Source organism: Vreelandella lionensis, assembly GCF_044543515.1.
Taxonomy (GTDB): domain Bacteria; phylum Pseudomonadota; class Gammaproteobacteria; order Pseudomonadales; family Halomonadaceae; genus Vreelandella; species Vreelandella lionensis.
Map to the genome: position 1 here is coordinate 36,403 of NZ_JBITWC010000011.1, position 24,320 is coordinate 60,722.

The 24,320-nt window shown below is 54.8% G+C and carries 20 protein-coding genes; 17 read left to right on the top strand and 3 right to left on the bottom strand.

The window, feature by feature from the left end; all coding sequences use genetic code 11:
• The first annotated feature begins 30 nt into the window (after window positions 1-30).
• The 10 genes from ACIGG6_RS08620 (at window position 31) to ACIGG6_RS08665 (ending at window position 12,942) form a co-directional block, all read left to right on the top strand.
• Window positions 31-1,953, top strand: coding sequence for an alkaline phosphatase D family protein (locus tag ACIGG6_RS08620; protein ID WP_399843923.1), 1,923 nt, complete (start codon window positions 31-33; stop codon window positions 1,951-1,953).
• A gap of 119 nt (window positions 1,954-2,072) precedes the next feature.
• Entirely contained in the window at window positions 2,073-3,827 is a 1,755-nt protein-coding gene (locus ACIGG6_RS08625; RefSeq protein WP_399843925.1) for a bifunctional diguanylate cyclase/phosphodiesterase, read from the top strand.
• A gap of 102 nt (window positions 3,828-3,929) precedes the next feature.
• Window positions 3,930-4,895, top strand: coding sequence for a phosphate/phosphite/phosphonate ABC transporter substrate-binding protein (phnD, locus tag ACIGG6_RS08630; protein ID WP_399843927.1), 966 nt, complete (start codon window positions 3,930-3,932; stop codon window positions 4,893-4,895).
• 123 nt (window positions 4,896-5,018) lie between these two features.
• Window positions 5,019-5,894, top strand: a complete 876-nt coding sequence (gene phnC, locus ACIGG6_RS08635; protein ID WP_399843929.1) for a phosphonate ABC transporter ATP-binding protein — start codon at window positions 5,019-5,021, stop codon at window positions 5,892-5,894.
• Window positions 5,891-6,718 (top strand): phosphonate ABC transporter, permease protein PhnE, encoded by an 828-nt coding sequence (gene phnE, locus ACIGG6_RS08640; RefSeq protein WP_399843930.1) that lies wholly within the window; start codon window positions 5,891-5,893, stop codon window positions 6,716-6,718. Before phnC ends, phnE (ACIGG6_RS08640) begins: the two co-directional genes overlap by 4 nt.
• A 62-nt stretch (window positions 6,719-6,780) precedes the next feature.
• A complete protein-coding gene (phnE, locus tag ACIGG6_RS08645) occupies window positions 6,781-7,596 on the top strand; it encodes a phosphonate ABC transporter, permease protein PhnE (RefSeq protein ID WP_399843931.1) in 816 nt (271 codons plus the stop codon).
• 25 nt (window positions 7,597-7,621) lie between these two features.
• On the top strand, window positions 7,622-8,251 hold the full coding sequence (locus ACIGG6_RS08650) for a histidine phosphatase family protein (protein ID WP_399843933.1): 630 nt from the start codon (window positions 7,622-7,624) through the stop codon (window positions 8,249-8,251).
• 74 nt (window positions 8,252-8,325) lie between these two features.
• Window positions 8,326-8,805 carry a C40 family peptidase gene (locus tag ACIGG6_RS08655; RefSeq protein ID WP_399843935.1) on the top strand — a complete coding sequence of 160 codons (480 nt, stop codon included), beginning with the start codon at window positions 8,326-8,328 and terminating at the stop codon, window positions 8,803-8,805.
• Window positions 8,806-9,001: 196 nt separating this feature from the next.
• Entirely contained in the window at window positions 9,002-10,945 is a 1,944-nt protein-coding gene (locus ACIGG6_RS08660) for a methyl-accepting chemotaxis protein (RefSeq protein ID WP_399843937.1), read from the top strand.
• 284 nt (window positions 10,946-11,229) lie between these two features.
• The gene (locus ACIGG6_RS08665) at window positions 11,230-12,942 is read left to right on the top strand and encodes a putative bifunctional diguanylate cyclase/phosphodiesterase (protein ID WP_399844017.1); all 1,713 of its coding nucleotides are present in this window, start codon (window positions 11,230-11,232) and stop codon (window positions 12,940-12,942) included.
• A gap of 20 nt (window positions 12,943-12,962) precedes the next feature.
• On the opposite strand, the gene ACIGG6_RS08670 is transcribed toward ACIGG6_RS08665, so the two are convergent.
• A complete protein-coding gene (locus tag ACIGG6_RS08670; RefSeq protein WP_253505591.1) occupies window positions 12,963-13,589 on the bottom strand; it encodes a putative metalloprotease CJM1_0395 family protein in 627 nt (208 codons plus the stop codon).
• Window positions 13,590-13,661: 72 nt separating this feature from the next.
• Between ACIGG6_RS08670 and ACIGG6_RS08675 the strand changes: the two genes are divergently transcribed.
• From ACIGG6_RS08675 to ACIGG6_RS08695, 5 genes are all read left to right on the top strand, one after another.
• Window positions 13,662-13,889, top strand: a complete 228-nt coding sequence (locus ACIGG6_RS08675) for a DUF2835 family protein (protein ID WP_253505593.1) — start codon at window positions 13,662-13,664, stop codon at window positions 13,887-13,889.
• A gap of 8 nt (window positions 13,890-13,897) precedes the next feature.
• Window positions 13,898-14,281, top strand: a complete 384-nt coding sequence (locus tag ACIGG6_RS08680) for a hypothetical protein (RefSeq protein ID WP_399843940.1) — start codon at window positions 13,898-13,900, stop codon at window positions 14,279-14,281.
• 116 nt (window positions 14,282-14,397) lie between these two features.
• Window positions 14,398-14,976, top strand: coding sequence for an antibiotic biosynthesis monooxygenase (locus tag ACIGG6_RS08685; protein WP_044629455.1), 579 nt, complete (start codon window positions 14,398-14,400; stop codon window positions 14,974-14,976).
• Window positions 14,977-15,214: 238 nt separating this feature from the next.
• A complete protein-coding gene (locus tag ACIGG6_RS08690) occupies window positions 15,215-15,886 on the top strand; it encodes a glutathione S-transferase (RefSeq protein ID WP_399843942.1) in 672 nt (223 codons plus the stop codon).
• Between the two features lie 23 nt (window positions 15,887-15,909).
• Entirely contained in the window at window positions 15,910-18,495 is a 2,586-nt protein-coding gene (locus tag ACIGG6_RS08695) for an EAL domain-containing protein (RefSeq protein WP_399843944.1), read from the top strand.
• A gap of 64 nt (window positions 18,496-18,559) precedes the next feature.
• Here the strand turns inward: ACIGG6_RS08695 and nhaD are convergent, their stop codons facing one another.
• Complete coding sequence (gene nhaD / locus ACIGG6_RS08700; RefSeq protein ID WP_253505597.1) at window positions 18,560-20,038, bottom strand: sodium:proton antiporter NhaD; 1,479 nt, start codon at window positions 20,036-20,038, stop codon at window positions 18,560-18,562.
• Between the two features lie 398 nt (window positions 20,039-20,436).
• On the opposite strand from nhaD, the gene ACIGG6_RS08705 reads away from it, so the two are divergent.
• Together ACIGG6_RS08705 and ACIGG6_RS08710 are read left to right on the top strand one after the other, a co-directional pair.
• The gene (locus ACIGG6_RS08705; RefSeq protein WP_399843946.1) at window positions 20,437-21,267 is read left to right on the top strand and encodes a TAXI family TRAP transporter solute-binding subunit; all 831 of its coding nucleotides are present in this window, start codon (window positions 20,437-20,439) and stop codon (window positions 21,265-21,267) included.
• Window positions 21,268-21,538: 271 nt separating this feature from the next.
• Window positions 21,539-23,362 carry a diguanylate cyclase gene (locus tag ACIGG6_RS08710; protein WP_399843948.1) on the top strand — a complete coding sequence of 608 codons (1,824 nt, stop codon included), beginning with the start codon at window positions 21,539-21,541 and terminating at the stop codon, window positions 23,360-23,362.
• On the opposite strand, the gene ACIGG6_RS08715 is transcribed toward ACIGG6_RS08710, so the two are convergent.
• A complete protein-coding gene (locus ACIGG6_RS08715) occupies window positions 23,359-24,315 on the bottom strand; it encodes a calcium/sodium antiporter (protein ID WP_399843950.1) in 957 nt (318 codons plus the stop codon). The genes ACIGG6_RS08710 and ACIGG6_RS08715 overlap by 4 nt on opposite strands.
• Window positions 24,316-24,320 lie beyond the last annotated feature (5 nt).

A 24,320-nucleotide genomic window follows, 5' to 3' on the forward strand; every position in this document is an offset into this window, starting at 1 on the left:
CGATGCAACACACAGCACAGAGGGTGTGAAATGACACAAATCGCCACGACGTTACCCGACGTACTGGTTGGGCCTTTGCTGCGTCGGCTATCGCCGTCGCGGCTGATTTTATGGCTGGTAGCGACCCGTCCGCTGACCATGCAGCTGGTGCTGAACCCCGAGCAAGAGGAGCAGCAAACCCACGCGTTAGATAACGCCCACCAGTGCGTGGCGATTGGTCGGCATGCTTATATTCACTGTATCGACCTTTCGCTGCCCACCGCGCTGCCCACCGACACCCGCATTGCCTACGACCTGCAGGTACAAAGCACTGACGGCGCGTGGCAGCCCCTGCCGGAGTGGGCGCCGTGGCTATGCCACGATGACTATGACTACCCAGGGTTTGTGTTGGCCTCTCGCCACCACCGTCTGATGCACGGCTCCTGTCGTAAACCCCATCACGATAGCGCCGATGGCTTAGTGCGGGCCGATAACTGGATAGCCGAGCGCCAAGAGTCACCCGCCGAGTGGCCCGCGTGGCTGCTGATGACCGGCGACCAAGTGTATGTGGATGACGTGGCAGGCCCCATGCTGCGGGCGGTTCATGCGCTGATTGCCCGCCTGGGGCTAGTGGATGAACTGCTTGAGGGCGCTACCGTCGATGACAGCCAAGCGCTGTATAACGCCCCGGAAAGCTACTACCACCGGGAAGCGCTGCTGCCGGATGTCACCAGCAACGCGGCGCTGCGTGAGCGCTTTTTTGGCGGCGTAAAAAAGCCGGTATTCACCTCGGCGAACGCCCAGAACCACCTGATGACGCTGGCCGAGATGCTCGCCATGTACTGCCTGGTGTGGTCGCCCGCGCCGTGGCAGGTGATTGCCTATGACGCCCCGGCGTTAGGCGAAAAAGAGGCCGAGGCTTACCGGGAAGAGCAGGCGATCATCGAAGCGTTCGTAGAGGGTCTGCCTCAGTGCGCGCGGCTGATGGCCCACGTGCCCAGCCTGATGATTTTTGATGACCACGACGTGACCGACGACTGGAACTTGACCGCCGACTGGGAGCGCTGTGCCTACGGCCACCCGTTCTCAAAGCGTATTATCGGCAACGCGCTGGTGGCGTACCTGCTCTGCCAAGGGTGGGGGAACGCGCCCGATAAACTTAATCCGTTGCTACACCAGGCGATCACCCTGTTTGACGATGTTGGCCCGCTGAACCTTGGCGCCCAGGATGCCTTGATTGAGCGGCTGCTGCGCTTTCAGGGCTGGGAGTTCCAGGTACCAGGCACGCCCGCACTCATCGTGCTGGACACCCGTACGCGCCGCTGGCGCAGCGAGCGCAGCCCCAACCGCCCGTCAGGCTTGATGGATTGGGAGGCGCTGATGGAGATGCAGCAGGCGCTGCTGGGCACTAAAAGCGCGGTGATCGTCTCGCCTGCGCCCATGTTTGGCGTCAAGCTGATCGAAAGTATCCAAAAACTCTTCACCCTGGCGGGCAAACCGCTGGTGGTGGATGCCGAGAACTGGATGGCGCACCGCGGTGCGGCCAACGTGCTGCTGCATATCTGGCGGCACTCCAAAACCCCCGGTAACTACGTGATCCTCTCCGGTGATGTTCACTACTCCTTTGCCTACGATATCGTCGTACGCCGCCAGAAGCGGGCTCCAAAGCTATGGCAAATCACTTCGAGTGGGGTGAAAAATACTTTTCCCAAGCAGTTGCTGAATACCTTCGACCGTTTGAACCGTTGGCTCTACGCGCCGTTATCGCCGCTGAACTGGTTCACCAAGCGGCGCAAGCTTAGCATCTACCCCCGCGACCCAGACCAAGCCAGCGCCGGAGAGCGGCTATGGAACGCCAGCGGCATTGGGCTGGTAAGCCTGGATGAGCAGGGCAACCCGACGGATATTCGCCAGCTCGATGCCAGCGGTGGCGATGTGGTCTTTCCACCGCCCGAGGTGCCAATCGACCCGTAAAGTGATTGTGTTTGTCATGCAAATGTCATGGAAATGACGCACGCTTGCTGCCCTAGAACCTTCCTCATGGAGCGTTACGAAACATAGGGATAGTGGACGTTTGATAGGGCAGCAGGCATATGACCGCACAAGAAGCGCAGTGGCTAAATCAAATTATTGCGGCAGAAGAGCTGCATGTGCTTTTCCAACCGATTGTGGACGCCAATCAGCAGGCCATTTATGGCTATGAAGCGCTGATCCGCGGGCCAAAAACGTCCCCGCTTCACTCCCCTCTGCGGCTATTTGATGTGGCGACCCAGGCTGGCCTGCTGGTTGAACTGGACTTGCTGTGTCGGCGGCTCGCCATTCGCCGCTTTGCCGAGCTTGAGCTGCCGGGGCTGTTGTTTCTCAACGTGATGCCGTTAACCATCGTGGAGCGTGACTTCCGCGAGGGGCTGACGCTGAGCTTTATTCAAGAGAGCGGCCTGCCCCCTGAGCGCGTGGTCATTGAGTTGACCGAGCACGTGCCGATTCACGACTACGAACTGATGCGTCAAGCGGTGGACCACTACCGCGATATGGGCTTTCAGGTGGCGCTGGATGATTTAGGTGCCGGGCACTCCAGCCTGCGCCACTGGTCAGAGCTGCGGCCCGACTTCGTCAAGTTAGATCGCCACTTTATCTCTGGTATTGATCAAGAGCCTGCCAAGCGCGAGTTTCTGCGCTCCATTTTGGATGTGGCGCGTAGTCTGGATTGCCAGCTCATTGCGGAAGGGGTCGAGACGGCTGCCGAGCATCTCTGCCTATGGGAGCTAGACCGCGGGTTGGCACTGCTGCAGGGGTTTTACTTTGCCCGGCCAAGCCTTCAGCCGCCCATGCAGCTCAATACGCTATTACCCGCGACGACCCAGCTAAAAAGCCCGGCAGGGCGCACTGCGCACTCTATTTTGCGCTCCATTGAGAGTGTATCCGCGACTTACTCGGTGCCAATGCTTGCCGAACGCTTTCGCGAAGACCCGCGTCTGCGCTGCGTGGCGGTGATCGAAGGGGGCGTCCCCGTGGCGGTGGTGCGCCGCAATACATTTCTGACCCTGTTCACCAATCAGTACAGCCACGCGCTGTACGCCAAACGCTGCGTACTGGAGATCGCCGATCCTAAAATGATCGTGGCGGAGGCGGATCTCTCCCTGGAGGCGCTGAGTCAGCAGCTCACCGACAGCCGCGATATCGAGCAGGAAGATTTCGTGATCGTCGATAGCGACGGTCATTACCTCGGCATGGGCAATATCGTCGACCTGCTGCGGGAAATTACCGCGATTCAAGTGCGCCAAGCGCGCCACGCGAACCCGCTCACCGGGCTGCCCGGTAATATTCTGATTAACGAAACCCTAGCCTCCTATTTAGCCCAAGGCAGCGGATTTGCGGCTGCCTATGTGGATTTAGATAACTTCAAAGCGTTTAACGATGCCTACGGCTACGCCCGCGGCGACCACGTGATTATTTCGCTCTCAAGGCTGCTACAGGCCCAGGTAGAGAGTGCGGGTGGCTTTATCGGCCATATCGGCGGCGATGACTTTATGATGCTGCTACCGCTGGGCCATTGGGAAACCGTTTGCCAACAAATCCTTCACTCTTTTGAAGTGATGGCGCCTGGATTTTACGAAGAAAAAGACCGCCAGCAAGGGGGCATTTCGATAGAGAGCCGTCAGGGAGGCGTGACGTTCTTCCCCTTTGTCAGTGTCTCCATTGCGGTTAAACCGATTACCGACCCCGCCCCCTGCAAGGCGCTGGAGATCGCCGCGCAGCTCTCGGAACTCAAGCACCAGGCCAAGAAAATCGCGGGTAACAGCCTGTTTGTGGAGCGGCGCGGCTGCTGTGTAGGTGGCTGTCGCTAGGTTGTCACGCAGCCGTAATCAAGGCGTAACGAGAGTGTCCTGCCGCTGTCATATCAAAACATCACTATGGCGTTAACACTTCATAACTCGCTTAGGTGATGCATGCATACTCTCTCTTTCTCTCGTACGCTGTTGAGCGCCGCCGTCGCAGGCACGTTTGCACTGGCAGCGGTCACTGCCTCTGCTGATCTCTCTTCGCGCTACGTGGACAACGACGGCGATATGATCGCCGATGTGCCCAGCGATGAGTCGCAGTGGGTTGATCCGGATACGCTGGTGTTTGCTTACACGCCGGTAGAAGACCCAGCCGTTTATGCCGACGTTTGGGCGAGTTTCCTGGATCATCTGAGCGAGGCTACCGGTAAAAACGTCCAGTTCTTCCCGGTGCAGTCTAACGCTGCCCAACAGGAAGCGCTGCGCGCCGGTCGTCTTCACGTGGCGGGCTTCAACACGGGCGGTGTGCCGGTGGCGGTCAACTGCGGTGGCTTCCGCCCCTTCGCCATGATGGCTGCTGAAGACGGTAGCTTTGGCTACGAGATGGAAATCATCACCTACCCCGATAGCGGCATTGAGTCGGTGGAAGACCTAGCCGGTCGTCAGCTGGCCTTCACCTCCGAAACGTCCAACTCCGGTTTCCGCGCGCCTTCCGCGCTGCTGCGCTCTGAGTACGGCCTGGAAGCGGGCGAAGATTTCGAGACAGCCTTCTCTGGCTCTCACGACAACTCCATCCTGGGCGTGGTGAACAAAGATTACGACGCGGCCGCCATTGCCAACTCTGTCGCCAAGCGCATGCTGTCACGCGATGTGGTGAGCGAAGGCGATTACAACGTCATCTACACCTCGGAAACCTTCCCCACCACGGCCTATGGCCTGGCGAACAACCTGAATCCTGAGCTTGCCCAGCAGATTCAGGACGCGTTCTTCAGCTACGACTGGGAAGGCAGCGCGCTGGAAGCCGAGTTTGCCAACTCTGGTGAAGCTCAGTTCATTCCGATCACCTACCAAGAGAACTGGTCAGTGATCCGTACTATCGCCGATGCTAACGGTGTGACGTACGACTGCGACTAATCCATCGGTTGGTCCATGATTTTCTCGGCCAGGAGGGCGACCTCCTGGCCGAGCCGCTATGTAGCCATTAGAGAAGTGCTTGTGAACGCAAGCACGGACGCATAAGACACTGAGGCACCCTCCATGTTGACACTCACCGGCGTTGGCAAACGTTACCCTACCGGCGACCGCGCGCTGACCGATATCCAGCTCTCGCTGCCGAAAGGGCAGGTTATGGCCCTCATTGGCCCGTCTGGTGCGGGAAAGAGCACGTTGATCCGCTGCGTGAACCGCTTGGTAGAACCCACCCAAGGCAGCATTCGCCTGGAAGACGTGGAGCTGACAAAACTCTCAGGCAGCCGCCTGCGTCATGCCCGCCGCTCCATGGGGATGATCTTCCAAGAGTACGCCCTGGTGGACCGCCTGAGCGTGATGGAGAATGTGCTCTCTGGTCAGCTGGGCTATGTAGGGTTCTGGCGCAGCTTTTTACGCCGCTACCCGCAGGAAGCCGTGGCAGAAGCGTTTCGCTTGCTTGAGCGTGTAGGCCTGCCCCACGCGATTGATAAGCGCGCCGATGCGCTCTCCGGTGGCCAGCGCCAGCGGGTGGGCATTGCTCGAGCGCTGCTGCAAAGCCCCAAACTGCTGCTGGTGGATGAACCCACCGCGAGTCTGGACCCTAAAACCTCTCGCCAAATCATGCGCTTGATTCGCGAGCTGTGCGCCGAGCGCGAGCTGGCCGCCATCATTAACATTCACGATGTGGCGCTGGCTCAGCAGTTTGCCGACCGCATCGTTGGGCTGCGTGCCGGGGAGATTGTCTTTGACGGTAAGCCCAGCGATCTGACTAGCGAGATGCTGACCACCATTTACGGCGAAGAGGATTGGGACACGACGCCCGAGCCTGCCGATGACGACGATGAGGAGAGCAGTGGCGCTACGTCTCACGTTACGTCGCCGCAGGCAGCCACAGCACCACATGCGCCGCGCCAGAACCGCTTAGCGAGTGGAGGCGCGCAATGAGCATGACGGACGCTCAAGCCCGCCAGCAGGCCGCCCGCCAAGGCCAGTGGCGGCGGCTGCCGCTGATTGAGAGCCGCCGCCTGCGTTGGGCGCTGGCGCTGGGTTGCGTGGTGTACCTGATGCTGGCGCTGGCATCGGTGGAAGTGAACTGGGCGCGGGTGGCGGAAGGTGCCGGGCGTGCGCTGAACTTTCTCGGCGCGTTTTTGCAGCCGGATTTCGTCAGCCGCCAAAGCGATATTCTGGCGGGCTTGATGGAAAGCCTGACCATGACGCTGACCTCGACGGTGATCGGCGTTCTGCTGGCCATCCCGGTGGGGCTAGGGGCTGCGCGCAATATCGCGCCTTTACCGATCTACGCGGTGTGCCGGGCCATCATTGCCGTCTCGCGCACTTTTCAAGAGGTGATCATTGCCATTCTGTTTGTGGTGATGTTCGGCTTTGGCCCCTTTGCGGGCATGCTCACGCTGGCCTTTGCCACCATCGGCTTTATGGCCAAGCTGCTGGCAGAAGATATTGAAGACCTCGACTGGAAACAGGTAGAAGCCGTGCGTGCCACCGGGGCGAGCTGGTGGCAAACCATGAACCACGCCGTGCAGCCGCAGGTGATGCCGCGTTTGATCGGGCTTTCTATGTACCGGTTGGATATCAATTTCCGCGAGTCATCGGTGATCGGCATTGTCGGTGCGGGGGGGATTGGCGCGACGCTCAACACCTCGCTCAGCCGCTACGAGTACGGCACCTCGGCCGCCATTCTGCTGATCATCATCGCCATCGTGCTGATGAGTGAGTACGCCTCCAGCCATGTGCGTCGCTGGACGCAGTAGCGCGCCGTCGCACACTTGTTGCCAACCCTTTACGTAAAGCCTGAAGGTAAAAGGAATTCTCCATGCCGGTGTCAACTTCCTCAAACGGTGTGCCACAGTGGCAGCGGCGCACCACCCGCGCCCAGTGGTTGCAGTACCTCGCTTGGCTGGCGGGCGTTAGCCTGTTCTTACTCTGCTGGAAAGTGATCTCTGACAACACCATGTGGGTGTTTGTGGAAGACGCTGGCCGCCAGGGTAGCGACCTGATTAGCCGTATGATGCCGCCCCGCTGGGAGTACGCCAGCGAGCTTTGGAAACCCATGTGGGACACGCTCAATATCGCCACCTTGGGCACCGCACTGGGCATTATGATGGCGTTTCCGGTGGCGTTTTTAGCCGCGCGTAACACCACGCCGCACCCGCTCGTGCGCAGCTTGGCGCTGACCATCATCGTCTCGTCGCGCTCGATCAACTCGCTGATTTGGGCCATGCTGCTGGTGACCATTCTTGGCCCTGGCGTGCTGGCGGGCATCATCGCCATCGCGCTGCGCTCGATAGGCTTTGTGGGCAAGCTGCTCTATGAAGCCATTGAGGAGATCCATCCCACACCGGTGGAAGCCATCAGTGCCACGGGCGCCAGCCGCCTGCAGGTGATGAACTACGGCGTGCTGCCGCAAATCATGCCTGCCTTTGCGGGGATCAGCGTGTACCGCTGGGATATCAATATTCGCGAATCGACGGTGCTGGGGCTGGTGGGCGCAGGCGGCATAGGCCTGCAACTGAACGCCTCCATCAACAGCCTAGCGTGGAATCAGGTCAGCGTTATCTTCGCGTTGATTTTCGCCACGGTACTGGTGTCGGAGTGGGTGTCTGCCCGCGTTCGTCACGCCATTATTTAACCTGTCCGTGAAGGGGATAACCGCTATGCGCTTTGCCAACGCCGAGATCACAACGATTGACCTGATGCGCCACGGTGAACCGCAGGGTGGGCGAATGCTACGGGGCAGTACCGACCATCCGCTTAGCGATTCGGGCTGGCAGCAGGTGACCGACGCAGTGATGCGCCATACGGTGGATGGACGGCCACCCTATGATGCCATCGTTAGCTCGCCGCTGGCCCGCTGCCGCGAGTTCGCGCTTTGGTTAGGGGAGGAGTTCGACCTGCCGGTGCAGGTAGACGACGACCTAGCCGAGCTGCACCTGGGCGAGTGGGAGGGGAAAACCTATGCGCAGGTATATGAGCAGGAAGGCACCGAGCAGATGAGCGCCTTCTGGTACGACCCCGCCCGCGCCGCACCGCCCCGTGGTGAAACCCTCGCCGAGCTGGATGCCCGCGTCAGCGAAGTGTGGCGGCGGCTGTTGGTCAATCCTCCTGGTCGCCATGTGCTGGTGGTGGCTCATCTGTTCGTGTGCAACGCGCTGCTGCGCCAGGTGCTGGAGCAACCGCTCAGTAATGGCTTGGTCATGGATTTGCCCTACGCGGCGATGAGCCGCCTGCGCCACGAGCGCCATGCGCTAGGCGAGAGCACGTTTATCGAGTGGATAGGCCGTTAACGACGAGTGATGGAGTAGCGGGTGAACGGCGCTTAGGCCATGATAAGAGCACCAGGCTGACTTGGAGCGTTGCCATGCCGTTTACCCGATTCTCCCCTCTTTTTGCGCTGTTCACCTTACTGCTCTTGGCCGGGTGTGCCAGTAAAGACGTGGCTATGACCCCCGCGCCCAGCCTGCCATCGGGCATCTCGATGGAGCGCGCGTTGATTCTCTCCCATGCGCAGCAGGCGATTGGTACTCCTTACCGCTTTGGCGGCAACTCTCCGGACGGCCTGGACTGCTCAGGCTTAGTCGAAATGACCTACCGAGCGGCAGGTATCCGCGTCCCACGCACCGCCGATGGTCAGTTCCGTGCGCTTCCTCAAGTAGACGCTCCGCGCCCTGGAGATTTGCTGTTTTTTGGCGACGGCAACAAAGCCACGCACGTTGGCATCTACGGCGGCAACCGCCAGATGATTCACGCCCCCGGCAGCGGCCGAGCGGTGGTCAGCGTACCGCTGGACATCGACTACTGGCAGCAGCGCTTTTTAGGGGCGGCAGGTCCAGCCCCTTAAGTGAGCTGCCAGGGTGATACAGGTCAAGGTATATTTTTCTTATCGCTATACACTCGGACTGTTTTGTCAGCTAATCGCATTTAATTGCCCGGCAAAATGCGGCAAACTTGGTAAATAAAGAGTCTATATAGGCCAATAAAAAAACGAGTACGCCGCTTACCTCCCTGAACGATGTAAATTGAGGCTAAGCAACGCGATGAAAGAGATTCTCCACCGCTTACCGATGCGGTTTAAGTTTGCCCTAGTATTGGTGCTGCCTTTGATAGCGCTGGGATGGTTTGCTGCCAGTGGTGCCATTGCCCGGCAGGCAGTGGTTAACGAGCTGTCACGTATGCAAGCACTAACTGCACTGGCTCAACAGGCAGGGGGCTGGGTACATCAAGTGCAGCGGGAGCGCGGCATGACGGCTGGCTTTTTAGGCAGCCAGGGGAAGGTGTTCGGAGATCGGTTGCGCCAGCAGCGTTCAGATATGGATGCTGCTGCGGAAGCTTTTTTCCAACAGCGTGATCAACTTGATGCAACGCTGCTGACCTCCACGATCAGCTCGCAGTTGGCTGCGGTTGAGCAACAATGGCAGCAAAACCAGTCGCTGCGTGACCAGGTAGACCTGCTTAGTGTGGCAACACCGGAAGCGCTAGGCCACTATACAGGGCTTAATAGCTTGCTGATGGTACTCGTTGGCGAGCTTGCCCACCTAACGGGAGAGGGCGCGATTACCCGTCAACTGGCAGCCTATTATAATTTGTTAGAGGCAAAAGATTTGGCAGGTATTGAGCGTGCGCTTCTTTCAAATGTATTTGCTGCCGATGCGATGCCTGAAGCGACCCTGCAGCGTCTCTTGTCATTAATAGGTGAGGAACGGGCATTTCTAGAAACTTTTCGTGTCTTATCTGGTGCTGCTAACCGTGAGGCACTGGAGACAGCTTTGAGTGGCCCGGAGGTTGAGCGCGTGCTGGAGCGGCGCGCACTAGCGATTCAGCAAACGGCAGGCTTCGGGGTAAACCCAGAAGAGTGGTTCGATTGGCAAACAGTGAAAATTGGCCGCTTAAAGGCGCTTGAGGATAGTGTTTCTGCAACTATCGTAAGCGCTACTGATGAGCTTAAGCGCGAAGCACAGCGAGATCTATGGTGGTACTTAGCGATTGCTGTAGTGGCTGCTGTGATTGCCATTGGCATGGCAATACTCATTGTTCGCACCATGACGCGACCGCTTCAGCGAGCGTTGGTAAGTATTGCGGAGCGCGGCGATGACTTGACGCAGCGCCTGCCGGTGCCCGGTAGTGATGAGCTTTCTAGGCTTTATCAAGCGGTAAACGATGCGTCAGCGCAAACAGAACAGTTGATTGCTGAAATGAAGCGCAATGCACAGTCGGTAGCGCTTGCCAGCAATGAAATTGCTCAGGGTAACCAAGATCTTGCTCAGCGCACTGAGGAGCAGTCAGCGTCACTCGTGCAGACAGCTTCCAGTATGGAGCAGATGACCGCCACCGTGCGGCAAAATGCGGATAACGCGCATCAAGCTCAGCGTATGACTGGTGGCGTTGCTAACCAGGCACAAGAAGCTACTGAGGTGGCGATGCAGGCCCGGCAGGCAATGCAGCACATTCATCAGGCGAATGAGCAAGTGACAACCATCGTAACGGCCATCGATAATATTGCCTTTCAAACTAACCTGTTGGCACTGAACGCATCGGTAGAAGCGGCGCGTGCGGGCGAGCATGGGCGAGGGTTTGCAGTAGTAGCTGATGAGGTACGTAAGTTGGCAAGCCGCAGTGCCGAAGAGGCTAGTCAGATCCGCCACTTGGTCAACAATAACGTAGCGCGTATTAACGAAGGTGAAGCGTTAGTTGCCACGACAAGTGACACACTGGAAAAAATTGCTGCGCGTGTGCAGCAGGTGGCGGCACTGGTAGATGAGATTGCGACAGCTAGCCATGAACAGTCAGCGGGAGTTGAGCAGATTAGCCATGCGATGGCACAGCTTGAAGATGTTACCCAGCAGAATGCTTCTTTGGTTGAGCAAGTCGCCACGGCAAGCCGCTCGCTAGATGACCAGGCTGAAGAAATGACCACGCTGGTTAGCCGTTTCCGCGTTGCAGAAATATCGCCACGCCATAGTCAGCAGCTTGCCTACAGTTAATGGCGCTAAGTAAAACGCGAAAAAGGGAACCCTGTGTTCCCTTTTTGTGGGGGAGAGGGGCGTTGGCTTATGTCTGCTGAGGCTAAAGTAGCACGTTGATTTAACGCTATTTAATCTAAAACATATGTAGCAAGACGGTGTTAATATAATCGAAAGTCATTAAATTTAACCAGTTTATACGAGGAGAGCAGAGACGTATGCGCCCGCCCTTGAACGACTCGAAGGAGCAGTCTTTGCCTCACCCCGCTGCCCAAGCAGCATCTTTGCCGTTTAGCGCCGCCACAATGTCAGTGACCGATTCTAGTACGCTTTTAGCGCCTGCTGAATCGGCATTTCGTTACGCTAATGAGGCCATCATCATTACCGATGCTGATAATCTTGTGGTGGATGCTAATCCAGCCTTCTGCGAATTAACGGGGTTGTCGCTAAGTGAAGTTCGAGGCCGGTCGCCGGAAGCATTCAGCATTTTGCCATTCGACGATAGCCGCACCACGCGTTTGATGCGCGAGGAGCTTCAACTGCGTGACCGCAGTAAAAGCCAGATTAGTTATCGTAGCCACGACGGACAGTTTTACCCCGGTATGATGTCGATAAACCGGGTTCGTAATGAGCAGGGCCGAATTGATCATCATGTGATTGTGCTGGCAGATCTTTCTGCCATTCCTTCCCACGCCCGCCACTTGAATCGTGAAGTCTATTTTGATGCATTAACAGGGTTGCCAAACCTGCAGCTGCTGACCCAGCTCATTCAAGAGTCCATCCAGCACGCAGAAAGTCGACAACTGCCGCTGGCGATTTGTTCTCTGGATATTGATCACTTTCACGCCATTAATGCCCGTCTTGGCCCTCAGGTAGGTGATGCTTTGTTATCGGCATTTGCACAACGCATCAGCCATCTACTGTTTGGTGATGATGTACTTGCTCGTATCGGCGGTGATGAGTTTGTGCTGTTGCTTCACCATGGTGTTAAGGAATCGTTTTTTGAAAAGCTGTTGGCCTCCATTCGCCAACCGCTAATCGTTGAAGGCCAGGCAATTTACCTGACTGCCAGTTTAGGCGTTACTTCCTACCCAAGCGATCATGCTCAAGGCGATGTGCTTTTGCGCCATGCCAACCAAGCTATGTATCGCGCCAAGCAGCGCGGCCGGGATACCTACCACCTTTTTGATCCTACTCATGACCTTCTGCTTCAGGTACGCCATGAGCAGCGTCAGCGCTTTATGGATGCACTAAAGCATGGCGAACTACGACTTTTCTATCAGCCGCAGGTAGATATGCGCAGCGGCCAGGTTGTGGGTGTTGAGGCATTAATTCGCTGGCAACATCCCGAACGTGGGCTGTTATCTCCTGGGCAGTTTTTGTCAACTATAGATGCCACCCCGCTGGAAGTGGATCTAGGCGAGTGGGTGTTAGAGCATGCGCTACAACAGCTGACTCAGTGGCAAAATGACGGTATTGAAATACCGATTAACGTCAATATCAGCCCTACGCACCTTTTGGTGAGCAACTTTAGCCAACGCTTAGCAGAGCTGCTTGCCCGCTACCCCACGGTGTCGCCTTCTCTGTTAAAGCTGGAAGTATTGGAAAGTGCGGCAATGCATGATGTGAAAGCTGCGCTAAAAAATATGGCTAGTTGCCAAGCGCTAGGGGTCAGTTTTGCCATTGATGATTTTGGTACTGGGTTTTCGTCGTTAACTCATTTACGCCAACTGCCTGTCGATCTAATTAAAATTGATCAAAGCTTTGTGCGCGATATGCTGAGCGACCAGGATGACATGGCAATTGTCGAAAGCGTTATTTATATGGCGAATCGATTTAAACGTCCAATGCTGGCCGAAGGCGTAGAGACGCTTGAGCATGCCAAGGCGCTAATGGCACTGGGATGTGAGTTAGCCCAAGGGTATGGTATTGCTCGGCCAATGCCACCAGAAGCCGTATCAGAGTGGCTAACACATTGGACCCAGCGTCATGAGTGGCGAGCGTTAGCCACGCTATAGTCGCTCAAATGATTTAGCGTTTAAGCCGCCTGCTCGGGCGGCTCGTCATTGGCAGGCTCACTATCATGCTCGCCACGCGCTTGGTTCATCTCGCTCTGTTTTTGTGCGGCCTCTAGCTTTGCTTCGAGTAAGTACTGCCGTGCTTGAGCGGCAACTTGCAGATCCTTTGGCGATGGATCAGCTGGTGCCATGGCGGCTGCAATCACTGTCTGCATCTTTTCGACTGTAGCTTGTGGATCGCCAGGAACCGGACCGTAATCAATCGGCACCTCACCGGCTACTGCATAGCGTTTGCCATCTGGGCCGACCTCATAATCGTAAGAAGCACCGCCTGTGTAGGGCCCGCCTGCTGTTTGATGAGCCATTTCATGCTGGCGCACTTCTCGATCTGTCTGCTTTAACTGCTCAAGTTGCTGAATCTCTTCCGGGGCTAACGGAGTGCCATCAGGGCGAGTAGGGCCCGCCGTCTTTTCGCTACTCTCTGTACGCTCGTCTGTCTCTTTGCTTGGCTCAGCGTTGGAAAGCGGGCCGTCGGCCTTAGAGCGTTGACTGCCAGCCTCGTTCCGCTCTACCCGCGGAGTAGGCAGGTTGGAAGCCGACCAAGTCGCAGTGGAGCCGGAAAACGCATTTAAAGCAGAAATATCCATAAGCGATTACCGATGTTTAGGCCATTTCAGTTAGCATAGAGTATCTGCGAGCCAGCCGAATTGCGCAACGTTATGCTCTCAATAGACGTCATTATTCATCTAAGTGTCAACGAATGCCTTGCCCACTATGAAGGGCAGTACGACAATGTGCGTACACGAAGTGTAGATGGTCGCTGGGTTGTTTTCCCTGCTCAAGCGCTTAGACGCGTGGTGGGGGAGGAGGGGGTTCATGGTATTTTTCGGTTAACGTTTACCGAGCAAGGCCGTTTTCACGATATTGTTCCACTTAATCGCCGCTGAGCCTGCTTATGCCCCAATATAATGCAAAAATGACGCTGAATGAGCTCGTTTACTCCGTCATTCCTAATTTAAACACCGCCGAGCGTTTAGTGTGCAACACCTTAGATAGCTTGATTGAGTCTGCAGAAAACCCTCTTGATGTCTTTAAGCGCACAGAACAGCGCCAAGCATTTAATTTAGAACTACACCGAATCCGCATGAATATTAAGCATTTGCTGGATCGCTATCGCGCCGATGTTGATGAAATAATGCGAAAAAATGGCGGTGTGGATGGCCCGGTGATTGAGCCAGATGTGTTAGAGGCCGATGCCATTCAAAGTGCCATTGATATTTATCAGCATGTTCGAGCGTTTCAGCGTGGCGAGCAGCGTCATCCAATCCCGCGCCGGTGATACATACATGGCATTAATATTGCCTGTATAATGTGGCACGTGCTTCAGGACTACCCGCCTGAATGCTTGCAGCTCGCCTACCCGGCAGCAGCTGCTTACACATTAGGAGATTACCCATGTCTGCCTCACCTGTCACATTGATGGTGGCTCGTCGCGTCGCGAATAGTCGCTACCAAGATTTTAACCGTTGGCTAAATGAAGGTCGTGAACTCGCGGCTGACTTTCCTGGCTACTTGGGGTCCGGTGTATTGGCGCCCCCTAAAGAAGATGATGAGTATCAGATCATTTTTCGCTTTGACAGCCAGGAAACCCTTTCTGCTTGGGAGCATTCGGCCTCTCGCCATGCTTGGCTTGAGCGGGGTAAAGGCCTTTACGATGCGCCCCATGAGCACCGGGCAACAGGCTTGGATGCGTGGTTTAAGGTAAGCCCTGGAGCTACCCCACCACGCTGGAAGCAAGCCGTAGCCGTCTGGCTGGCGTTTTTCCCCATTTCACTGCTGTTTCAGTGGACGTTTGGCAGTGTGTTAGCCGAGTGGCCGCTCATTCCGCGGGTGCTGGTGAGTACCATGATGCTGACTCCCGTCATGGTGTTTGTGTTTATCCCGCTTTCAACACGTTTACTAGCGCCGTGGTTACAAGGAAAGTGGTCGCCCATGGATCTTTTTGCCCGCTTTCGACAGCAGCATAGAACGTGAGCGTTTGTATTGTTCAGCCTCCTTATAAGTTATTAATCCCTTTCTAAAACAGAAGCTTAAGCGCATATCATGAGAAGTAATGACGATGTCATGATATGTGCTTGCCGTAATATAAGCAGGTCGTCGCTTTCTCCATGAGGTTCAACGCTGCAATAGTGCTAAGCTGGAAAAGCTTGCAGTCAATGGATAACTGACACTGGCCTAGTGCTGGTGTACCAAGTCGCCTCATGGAGTAGTTATGATTCGCGTCCACCATCTAGAAAAATCTCGCTCTCATCGTATTTTATGGCTTTTAGAAGCGCTGAACGTTGATTATGAAATTGAGGTTTATCAGCGGGACCCTAAAACCCAGCAAGCGCCAGACGCGTTAAAAAAGGTGCATCCGCTTGGTAAGTCACCAGTTATTACAGATGGTGATCTAACGGTGGCAGAGTCCGGGGCAATTATTGATTATTTAGTAAATCACTACGGTGAAGGACGGCTACAGCCTGCTACCGATGCGGGCAAAGAGTGGGTGAACTACCGTTACTGGCTGCATTATGCGGAAGGCTCATTAATGCCACTGTTAGTGATGGGACTCGTCTTTAGCCAAATTCCTAAGCAGTCACCGTGGCTAATTAAGCCAATTGCCAAAGGCATTAGTTCAACGGTACAGCAACGTTTTATTCAGCCTCAACTGAAACAGCATCTTAGCCTCATTGAAACGCATCTATCTGAACACGGTAACTTTGCCGGTGATTGGCCTAGCGGTGCGGATATCCAAATGAGCTTTCCCTTGCAGGCGGTGGCGGCCACTCGGTCGTTAGCGGCTTACCCTGCTATTGCTGCCTTTATTGAACGTATAGAAAGTGATCCTGCTTGGCAGCGCGTTGTGGAGCGTGCTGGCCCGCTAACCATGCCAGGTGAGTAAACGCTGCTATGGTGCTCAAGGGAATGTTTGCGCCAAACCGGGCGCTAGGTAATCTCCCTATCGGGTGTGTAAAACGCTACGGAGTGTTAATTGCGTTGTTTACGCTAGGTAGTTGGAGTAGTGCAGCGCTGGCTAACGAGACGCTGCGGGTTGGGGTCTATCATAATCCTCCTAAACTATTTGCTGATGAGCAAGGGCAGTTAAGGGGGGTGTTGGGAGAGCTTTTAGCAGCGATAGCCCATCAAGAACAGTGGCAGCTTGAAAGCCGTGCCTGTGACTTTCAGCAGTGTTTAACATTATTAGAGCAGGGCGACATTGACCTGTTACCCGACGTGGCTTGGAGCGAAGAGCGGGCCCAGCGCTTTGCTTTCCATAGTGAACCGGTCATGCATAGCTGGTCACAGCTTTATCAGTCTAGCGATAGCCGGGTAGAGGCTATTCTTGACCTTGAGCAGCGTCGTGTTGCGATCGTCGATGGTTCTATTCAGCAAAGCTATTTAGCAGCGGTTATTGAGCGTTTTGCTATTGATGTGACATGGCTGAAGGTCGACAGCTTTGCGGCTGGCTTCCGGGCTGTAGCGAGTGGCGATGCGGATTTAGTGGCATCAAATCACCTCTTTGGCGATTGGCGGGCGCATGATTACGGCCTGAATGAAACGCCCATTATATTCCAACCCACTCGGCTGTTTTATGCGGCCTCCCCGACGCTTTCTGCTGATGTACTTGAGCGTATTGATGTGGTTCTGCTTGGGTGGAAGGACGATATGAATTCGGTCTATTACGAGACGCTCCGTGCATGGCGCTCAAATATTTCGTCCGATTCACTGGCCCCGGCATGGCTATGGTGGGGCATAGCGCTGTTGTTACTGGTGCTGGCTTCTGCACTAGGCGGTAATGTGTTGCTTAAGCGGCGGATGACCATCAGTCGAGCGAGATTAACCACGAATGAAACGCTGCAAACTACTATTTTGGACAGTGTTGACGCCTATATTTATATCAAAACACCCTCGCTAAAATACCGCTACGTCAATCGCCAAATCAGTAACCTATTTAATTACCCAGCTGAGCAAATTATCGGCAAGGGTGATTATGAGTTCTTTGACACTGCTAGTGCGGCAGAAATGGCCGAAGTTGATCGTCAAGTGCTGGCCTCAGGTAAAAAAATCACCGTCGAAGAGCACAACGTGTTGCAGGGAAATGAGCGAGTTCGCACGTTTCTATCGATTAAAATGCCACTAGAAATGGCTCCAGGGGAGGCGCCTTGCCTCTGCGGAATTTCCACCGAGCTAACGGAATACCTGGAGATGCAGTCGCGGACTCACCATCTGGTGTTCTACGATGCGCTGACAGGGCTGCCCAATCGCCGCCTATTACTGGAGTCGCTTGCCGAGGTGACTGATCCCGCCGGAGGGCCATGCGGATATAGCGCAATTTTGATTGCGGACCTGGATAACTTCCGCTTGGTGAATGATATTCAGGGCCATGAAAGTGGTGATCAACTGCTGATTAACGTAGCGCAGAAGCTGCAGCAACGGCTTACCGACGATGCTACGCTGGCGCGTTTTAGTAGCGATGAGTTTGTGGTACTGCTGAATGGCCTGGGTGAGCAGCAGAGTGAAGCAGCAGCCAATACTGAGAAGCTAGCGCGGCAACTGCTGGAAGCGGTTGCCCAGCTGCGCAATGATCGCGCGCTGCCCATTAGCGCCAGTATCGGTATCACGCTATTTAACAGTGCAGACCATGGCGTGAACAGCGTGCTGCAGCAGGCAGATATGGCGCTACAGCAAGCAAAAGCGGCTGGTGGCAATACGCTGTGCTTTTTTAATGTGGACATGCAAACCAGCGTGTTAGAAAGAGCTAGCCTAGAGGGCGATTTGCACCAGGCACTGGCTCGTAATGAGCTTGCGTTGCACTATCAGGTTCAGGTCGACCATCAGGGCGTTACTACTGGTGTAGAGGCGTTGCTGCGCTGGTATCACCCTCAGCGGGGCTGGGTTTCTCCGGCAACGTTTATCCCCCTGGCCGAAGAGAACGGGCTGATTGTACCTATCGGCCACTGGGTGTTGCAGTGTGCCTGCGAGCAGCTGGCTAAATGGGCCAACCAACCTTCATATGCGGCGCTGACGATCTCCGTGAACGTTAGTTCGGTGCAGTTTCAGCAGCCGGAATTTGTCCGCGACGTGGAAGGGCTATTGGCCCAAACGCAAGCGCCTCCCGGCCGCTTGGTATTGGAAGTAACCGAAAGCCTGCTTATGCGTGAACCAACCCGGGTGCGTAATACCATGCTGAAGCTGCGCGCTCAGGGGGTCCGCTTTGCGCTCGATGATTTTGGCACTGGCTACTCATCGCTTAGCTACTTAAAACGCCTGCCGCTGGATGAGCTGAAAATAGACCAATCCTTTATCCGCGAACTGCTTACTGATAAAACCGACGCAGCGATTGTTGATACTACGATTCTACTTGCGGTCAGCTTGGGGTTGAACGTGGTGGCGGAAGGCGTTGAGAAAAAAGAGCAGCTCGACTGGTTGAAAGGCCACGGCTGCTACCGCTATCAGGGCTATCTATTTGGGCGGCCCACGCCCATTGAATATCTTTTCGAAGCGTATTAAAGCGTATTAAAAAGCCCGCCCAGTGCACGAGCGCTGGGCGGGCTAGCGTGTTTACCTGCTAAGGCTAGCCAAACAGCGCGAAGCTTTCGGCATTGAGCCACATATGAACCAGGATACTGGCGATATACCCCAGCAAAATCACGGGCGACCAGCGCAAGTGCCCCATAAAGGTATAAGAACCGCGCGCTTGACCCATCACGGCCACACCAGCGGCTGAGCCAATCGACAGCAGGCTACCACCTACGCCCGCCGTCAACGTGATTAGCAGCCAGTGCCCATGAGACATTTCAGGTTCCATGGTAAGTACGGCGAACATGACCGGGATGTTATCAACCACTGCAGACACTACCCCTAGCGCAATATTCGCCCACGTAGCGTTCCAGCCGGTGTAGAGTGCTTCTGAAAGCAGCCCCAGGTAACCCATAAAGCCAAGGCCACCGACGCACATCACTACCCCGTAGAAAAACAGCAGTGTGTCCCACTCTGCCCGAGCAACGCGGTTGAAGACATCAAACGGCACGACGCCCCCTAGCTGCTCCAGCTTTTTGTTGTCACCCAGGCGGCTATAGCGTTCCCGCTTGCGTTCCAGTGAACGGGGCAGGCTCTGGCGTAGGTAGTAACCAAAAAACTGTAGGTAGCCTAGGCCGGTCATCATGCCCAGCACGGGCGGAAGGTGAAGCAGTGTATGACACAGCACCGCTGTGCCAATGGTCAGCAAGAAGAGCGCAATAATGCGTCGCGCTCCGCGCTTGAGCTGTACATCCTCATATACGCTGCTGGGCTTTTGATCTTTAATAAACAGGCTCATTACCATCGCTGGGATCAGGAAGTTAACCAGCGACGGAATAAACAGGATAAAGAACTCCTGGAATTCAATCAGACCGGCCTGCCATACCATCAGCGTTGTAATATCACCAAACGGACTAAAAGCACCGCCTGCGTTTGCTGCGACCACAATATTGATACAAGCAAGGTTAATAAAGCGTTTGTCGCCTTCGGCTACTTTAGTGATGACGGCACACATTAGCAGCGCAGTGGTTAAGTTGTCGGCAATCGGAGAAAGAATAAAGGCAAGGCCGCCCGTTAGCCAAAAAAGCGTACGATAGTTAAAGCCTTTGCGCAGCATCCAAGAGCGCAGCGCATCAAATACTCGGCGCTCCTCCATGGCGTTGATATACGTCATGGCGACCAGCAGGAACAACATTAGCTCGGTAAACTCCAGAAGCGTCACGCGAAACGCGTACTCGGACGTATCCGACATGCCGTTCTGGACATATACCCAGCCAATGAGTCCCCAAATAATACCGGCGGCCACCAGCACAGGCTTGGATTTGCGCATGTGGATTTTCTCTTCGGCCATGACCAAGGCATAGGCCAGGACAAAGATTGCCACCGCGAAGAACCCTACCGCAGAGGTGGTTAAATCAATCTCACCTGTGACCGCGAAAGCGGCTGGGCTAATAAAAAATAATAAGGCCGCTAACAAAAAAGGCCAGCAACGAGTCACTCGAAGCTGGCCTGGGTCATGATGTAACGTCATCATAGTGTGTTTATCCTTATAATGGTTAAAAGAAGGGGGAATAAGCGACGCTAGTTTAGCAAGCGATATTGCGCTGCAATACGGAATAAAACCGAATGAAATCCTGTGATAAATAAGTTATCGCGTCTTTTTTTTGGAAATTATCCGTTTCGCTAATAGTAAATTTCGCCAGATAATGTAATGAATTTAGGCTGAATAATTAGTTAGACGATAGTCGGCTATAAGTAACCCTACCATTACCAGTCAATGTGCTAGACACGGCTTATCGGCACAATGAAAGCCACTTCCAGCCGTCTCAGCACATGTGAGAAATCAAGACGAAGGCCGGTAGGGGGGATCAACGCACAGGTGGGGTGCGGCTATGCTAACGTATGTGGCCCTTGATCCCCGAAGGTATTTTCATGCGCGTTCACCCTCATTCCTTGTGTCGCATTGTTATCCTGTCATTGGCCACGTTGGTACTGGCTACTGCCGCGATGTCTACTCAGGCACAGACACGCATCATTTATAAATCAGCGCTCGCGGGTACGGCTTACCACCAAATGGGCGCTGAGTTGGCACAAGCGATTCGCCAAGACAGTAGTGGCACCGTATTGCTGAGTAATGAAGAGAGCCAAGGCTCCGTGCAAAATGTCATGGAAGTGGCCGCTCGCGAAGGCCTTTATATGTTTACTTCTCCGCCAGCGCTGGTTGCTCAAGCCCTGTCAGGCGAGGAACCGTTTAGCGGTGGAGATCACCGGCACTTTCACACTATTCGAGGTCTCTTCCCCGTCCCATCGCTGACGATGCACTTTGTTATGGCAGGAGACGACGGCACAACGACCATTGATGCCTTGGAAGAGAAGCACATTTTGATTGGGCGAGGCACATTCAGCGCAGGTGAAGCGGCGCGCTACTTTGAACTCTTTGACTTAAAAGACACAGTTCGGCTTGCTGATGCTTCCATCACCAACGGGGCTGAAGCACTACGCAATGGTCAAATTGACGCCTATGTGACCGCTAGCTCTTTCCCTACGCCCAATGTAATGGAAACCGCCTCCTTAGTGCCGATTACCTTGGTGAGCTTTACGGATGAGCAAATTGCTCTTACCGGCGCAGTACGCCAGATCATTCCGGGGGGCACCTACCCCGGCATTGCTGATTGCGTCACCACCACGTCACTTCCAGTGATGGCCTATGCCACTGAAAAAATGGATGACGAGACCGCCTATCTGCTGACTAAAGGTTTCTAGGAGCAGAAGGCTAACCTTGCTGAGCAGTCCGCTTGGTGGGAGGGCGTATCACCAGATGATTTAGCCCATTTGAGCACTCCCCTTCACCCTGGAGCACTGCGTTACTACGACGAAACAGGCATTGAGTTGCCTGAGGGTATACGCCAGGAATGATCGGCATAGCTATTTATCAAATAATAAGGGAGTGCCTCATACTGTTACATACAAGCGTGTTAGTCTCAGCAAAATTGATGGCGGTTGACTTGAGCTGCTTCGCTAAGGATTAACGCGTATGCGTCGTACGTTCGTTGTAAAGATGCTGCTAGGGGCTGCGATTCCTCTCTGCATGACACTAGCCAGCGGCGTGGCACTCTATCTGGCGCTACAAAGTAGTCTCAGTGCCTCTTCGCAAATGCTGCAGCAACAAGCCATTATTGCCTCTGCTAACAGCTTAAAATTGCGCTTTGTAGATGCAGAAACAGGTCAGCGTGGTTATGCATTAACCGGTAGGGAGGAGTTTCTCTTACCGTATGAACAGGCTAGTGCCTCTTTCAGCTTAATGTTTGACCGTTTGGTGCAAATGGTTGAAGACCAGCCAGAGCAGCTTTCGCGCCTCAACAATGCAGGTAATTTGTTTGAGCGCTGGCAGCGCGAGGCAGCCACGATCTCTATTGAACGCCTTCGAAACGGCATCAGCACGCCTGATGTCGAGAATTTAGAGCGTGGCAAACAGCTGGTAGACAGTTTCCGTTTGTTAATGAATGAGTTGACCGAAGCGGCCAATTTGCAGCTCCAGAGCAAACAGCAGGAAAGCGTGATAATTGGTCATCGGGCAAATTTGATTGCCATTGTAGGTTTTGGTAGCGCCGTGCTGGCCGCGTTGGTGATGTGGTTGCTGTTAGCTAACCAAACCTCGCTATCCGTCAATGGCATTACTCAGGCAGCTAAACGTATGGCTGAGGGGGATTGGCGTACGCGAGCCCCTGAAATTGGCCAAGACGAGTTAACAGAAATGGCCCGGGCGTTTAACCAAATGGCAGAGCGGTTGGAGGGGATGGTTAGTGAAGAGCAGAAAGCTCGCCACTCTCTTGCCCAGCGAGTCGATGATATGGTGGCGAGCCGCACAAAAGAGATGCTGGCTATGAATCATCTGGTAGAGATGCTGCAATCCTGCCACCGTCGCGATGAGGCGATTCTGGTATTAGAGTCGATTCTACCCAGCCTATTTACTACCACGTCAGGTGCATTATTTTTAAACGAAGAAAAAGGCGAACACTATCCGCTAGTGGTGAGTTGGGGGCAGCCTGACACCATAGAAAGTAAGCGTTTGGCTGAAGGGGATTGCTGGGCGCTGCGGCGCGGCAAACCTTATGAGATAAGCGGCCAGATAAATCACGAAATTATTTGTGCCCACATTGATAACGTAGGGGGGGGTCATTACTGCACGCCGCTTTCAGCCCATGGCAGCATGTTAGGGGTACTGCATGTTGGCCTCATTGAGGGTCGCCAGAAGGAGTGGGAAAACCGCAAACAGCTCGCCCAAGCGGTGGCCGAGCAAGTATCGTTAAGTTTGGCGAATATTCAATTGCGCGAGCGGTTGCAGCAGCAATCAGTACGCGACCCGCTAACCGGTCTCTATAACCGCCGCTACCTTGAAGAAAGTATCCAGCGCGAGCTGGGCCGTGCAAAACGCGAGCAGGCGCCGTTAGCGGTGATTATGCTCGATCTTGATCACTTTAAATGTATCAACGACAAACATGGCCACTCGGCGGGTGACAAAGTGCTGGTGGCAGTCAGCGAGCTATTAAAGCGTGCGCTGCGAGGTGAGGACTTAATATGTCGGTATGGAGGTGAAGAGTTCACGCTGATTATGCCTGGCGCCACACTCGACATCGCCTTACTCAGAGCTGAGCATCTGCGTAGTAGCATTGAGCAATTGCGTATTGAGGTAGCTGATGACCAGCAGCTTAACGTCACAAGCTCGATGGGTATCGCCGCCTACCCTAATCACGGCGACGATACTCAAGTACTGCTTAGCCTAGCTGATGATGCCCTCTACGAGGCTAAGAGTGCCGGTCGTAATCAGGTCCACATCGCGGCCGAGCCATTTGCTTAAAAAATAGTAAAGCTCAGCGCAATATAAGCCGCGTAGCCACCAAGCAGCGCGGCACCTTCCCAGCGTGATAGTCGCATACCGGTGTAGAGAAACAGCAGCAGAATGCTTGCTGAACCCAGCATGATCCACTGATCAAATTGGCTTACCCGCGCTGCAATCGGTAACGGCTGAAGGAAGGCGGAAATACCTAAAATCCCCAGCACGTTAAAAATATTGCTTCCCAGGATATTACCCACGGCCACATCGGCGTGGCGGCGCAGCGCCGCAATAACCGAAACGGCCATTTCAGGCAGCGATGTCCCCACGGCCACAATGGTGAGCCCAATGACCGCCTCTGAAATACCGATCGACTGGGCTAAGCCAATCGCACCGTACAGCAGCAACTGCGAGCCGCCGATCAGCATGATAAGGCCAAGCACTAGGGCGACAATAATCATCGCCGTAGAGCTAGGAATAGCCGAAAGCTCCTCGGCTTCAGCGCTGTGCATTTGCGCTTCTGGCAGTGACTGGTTGCGCTCAGTCCAATAGGCCCACATAAGATAAGCGGTGAGCATTGCGAGTAATAGCGCTGCTTCCCAGCGGCCTAGGGCACCGCTCCAGGCTAAAACGATAAACAGCAGGCTGGCGGCGACCACAACGACCCCGTCCCGTCGCAAGGCTAACGGATGAACATTCATTGGGCAGATCACCGCGCACAGCCCCAGGATCAGCAAAATATTGCCGATATTGCTGCCCACGATATTGCCCACGGCAATATCAGGCTGCTCTCTAATTGCCGCGTCCACCGACACCACCAGTTCAGGGGCAGACGTACCAAACCCGACCACCACTAGGCCGGTAAGCAGCGGTGAAACTCCCATGCGCTTTGCACCCGCCACGGCGCCGCGAATTAACGACTCACCCCCAAGAAATAACAGCACAATACCGGCCAGCAAGCTCAACCCATACAGCATGTGTC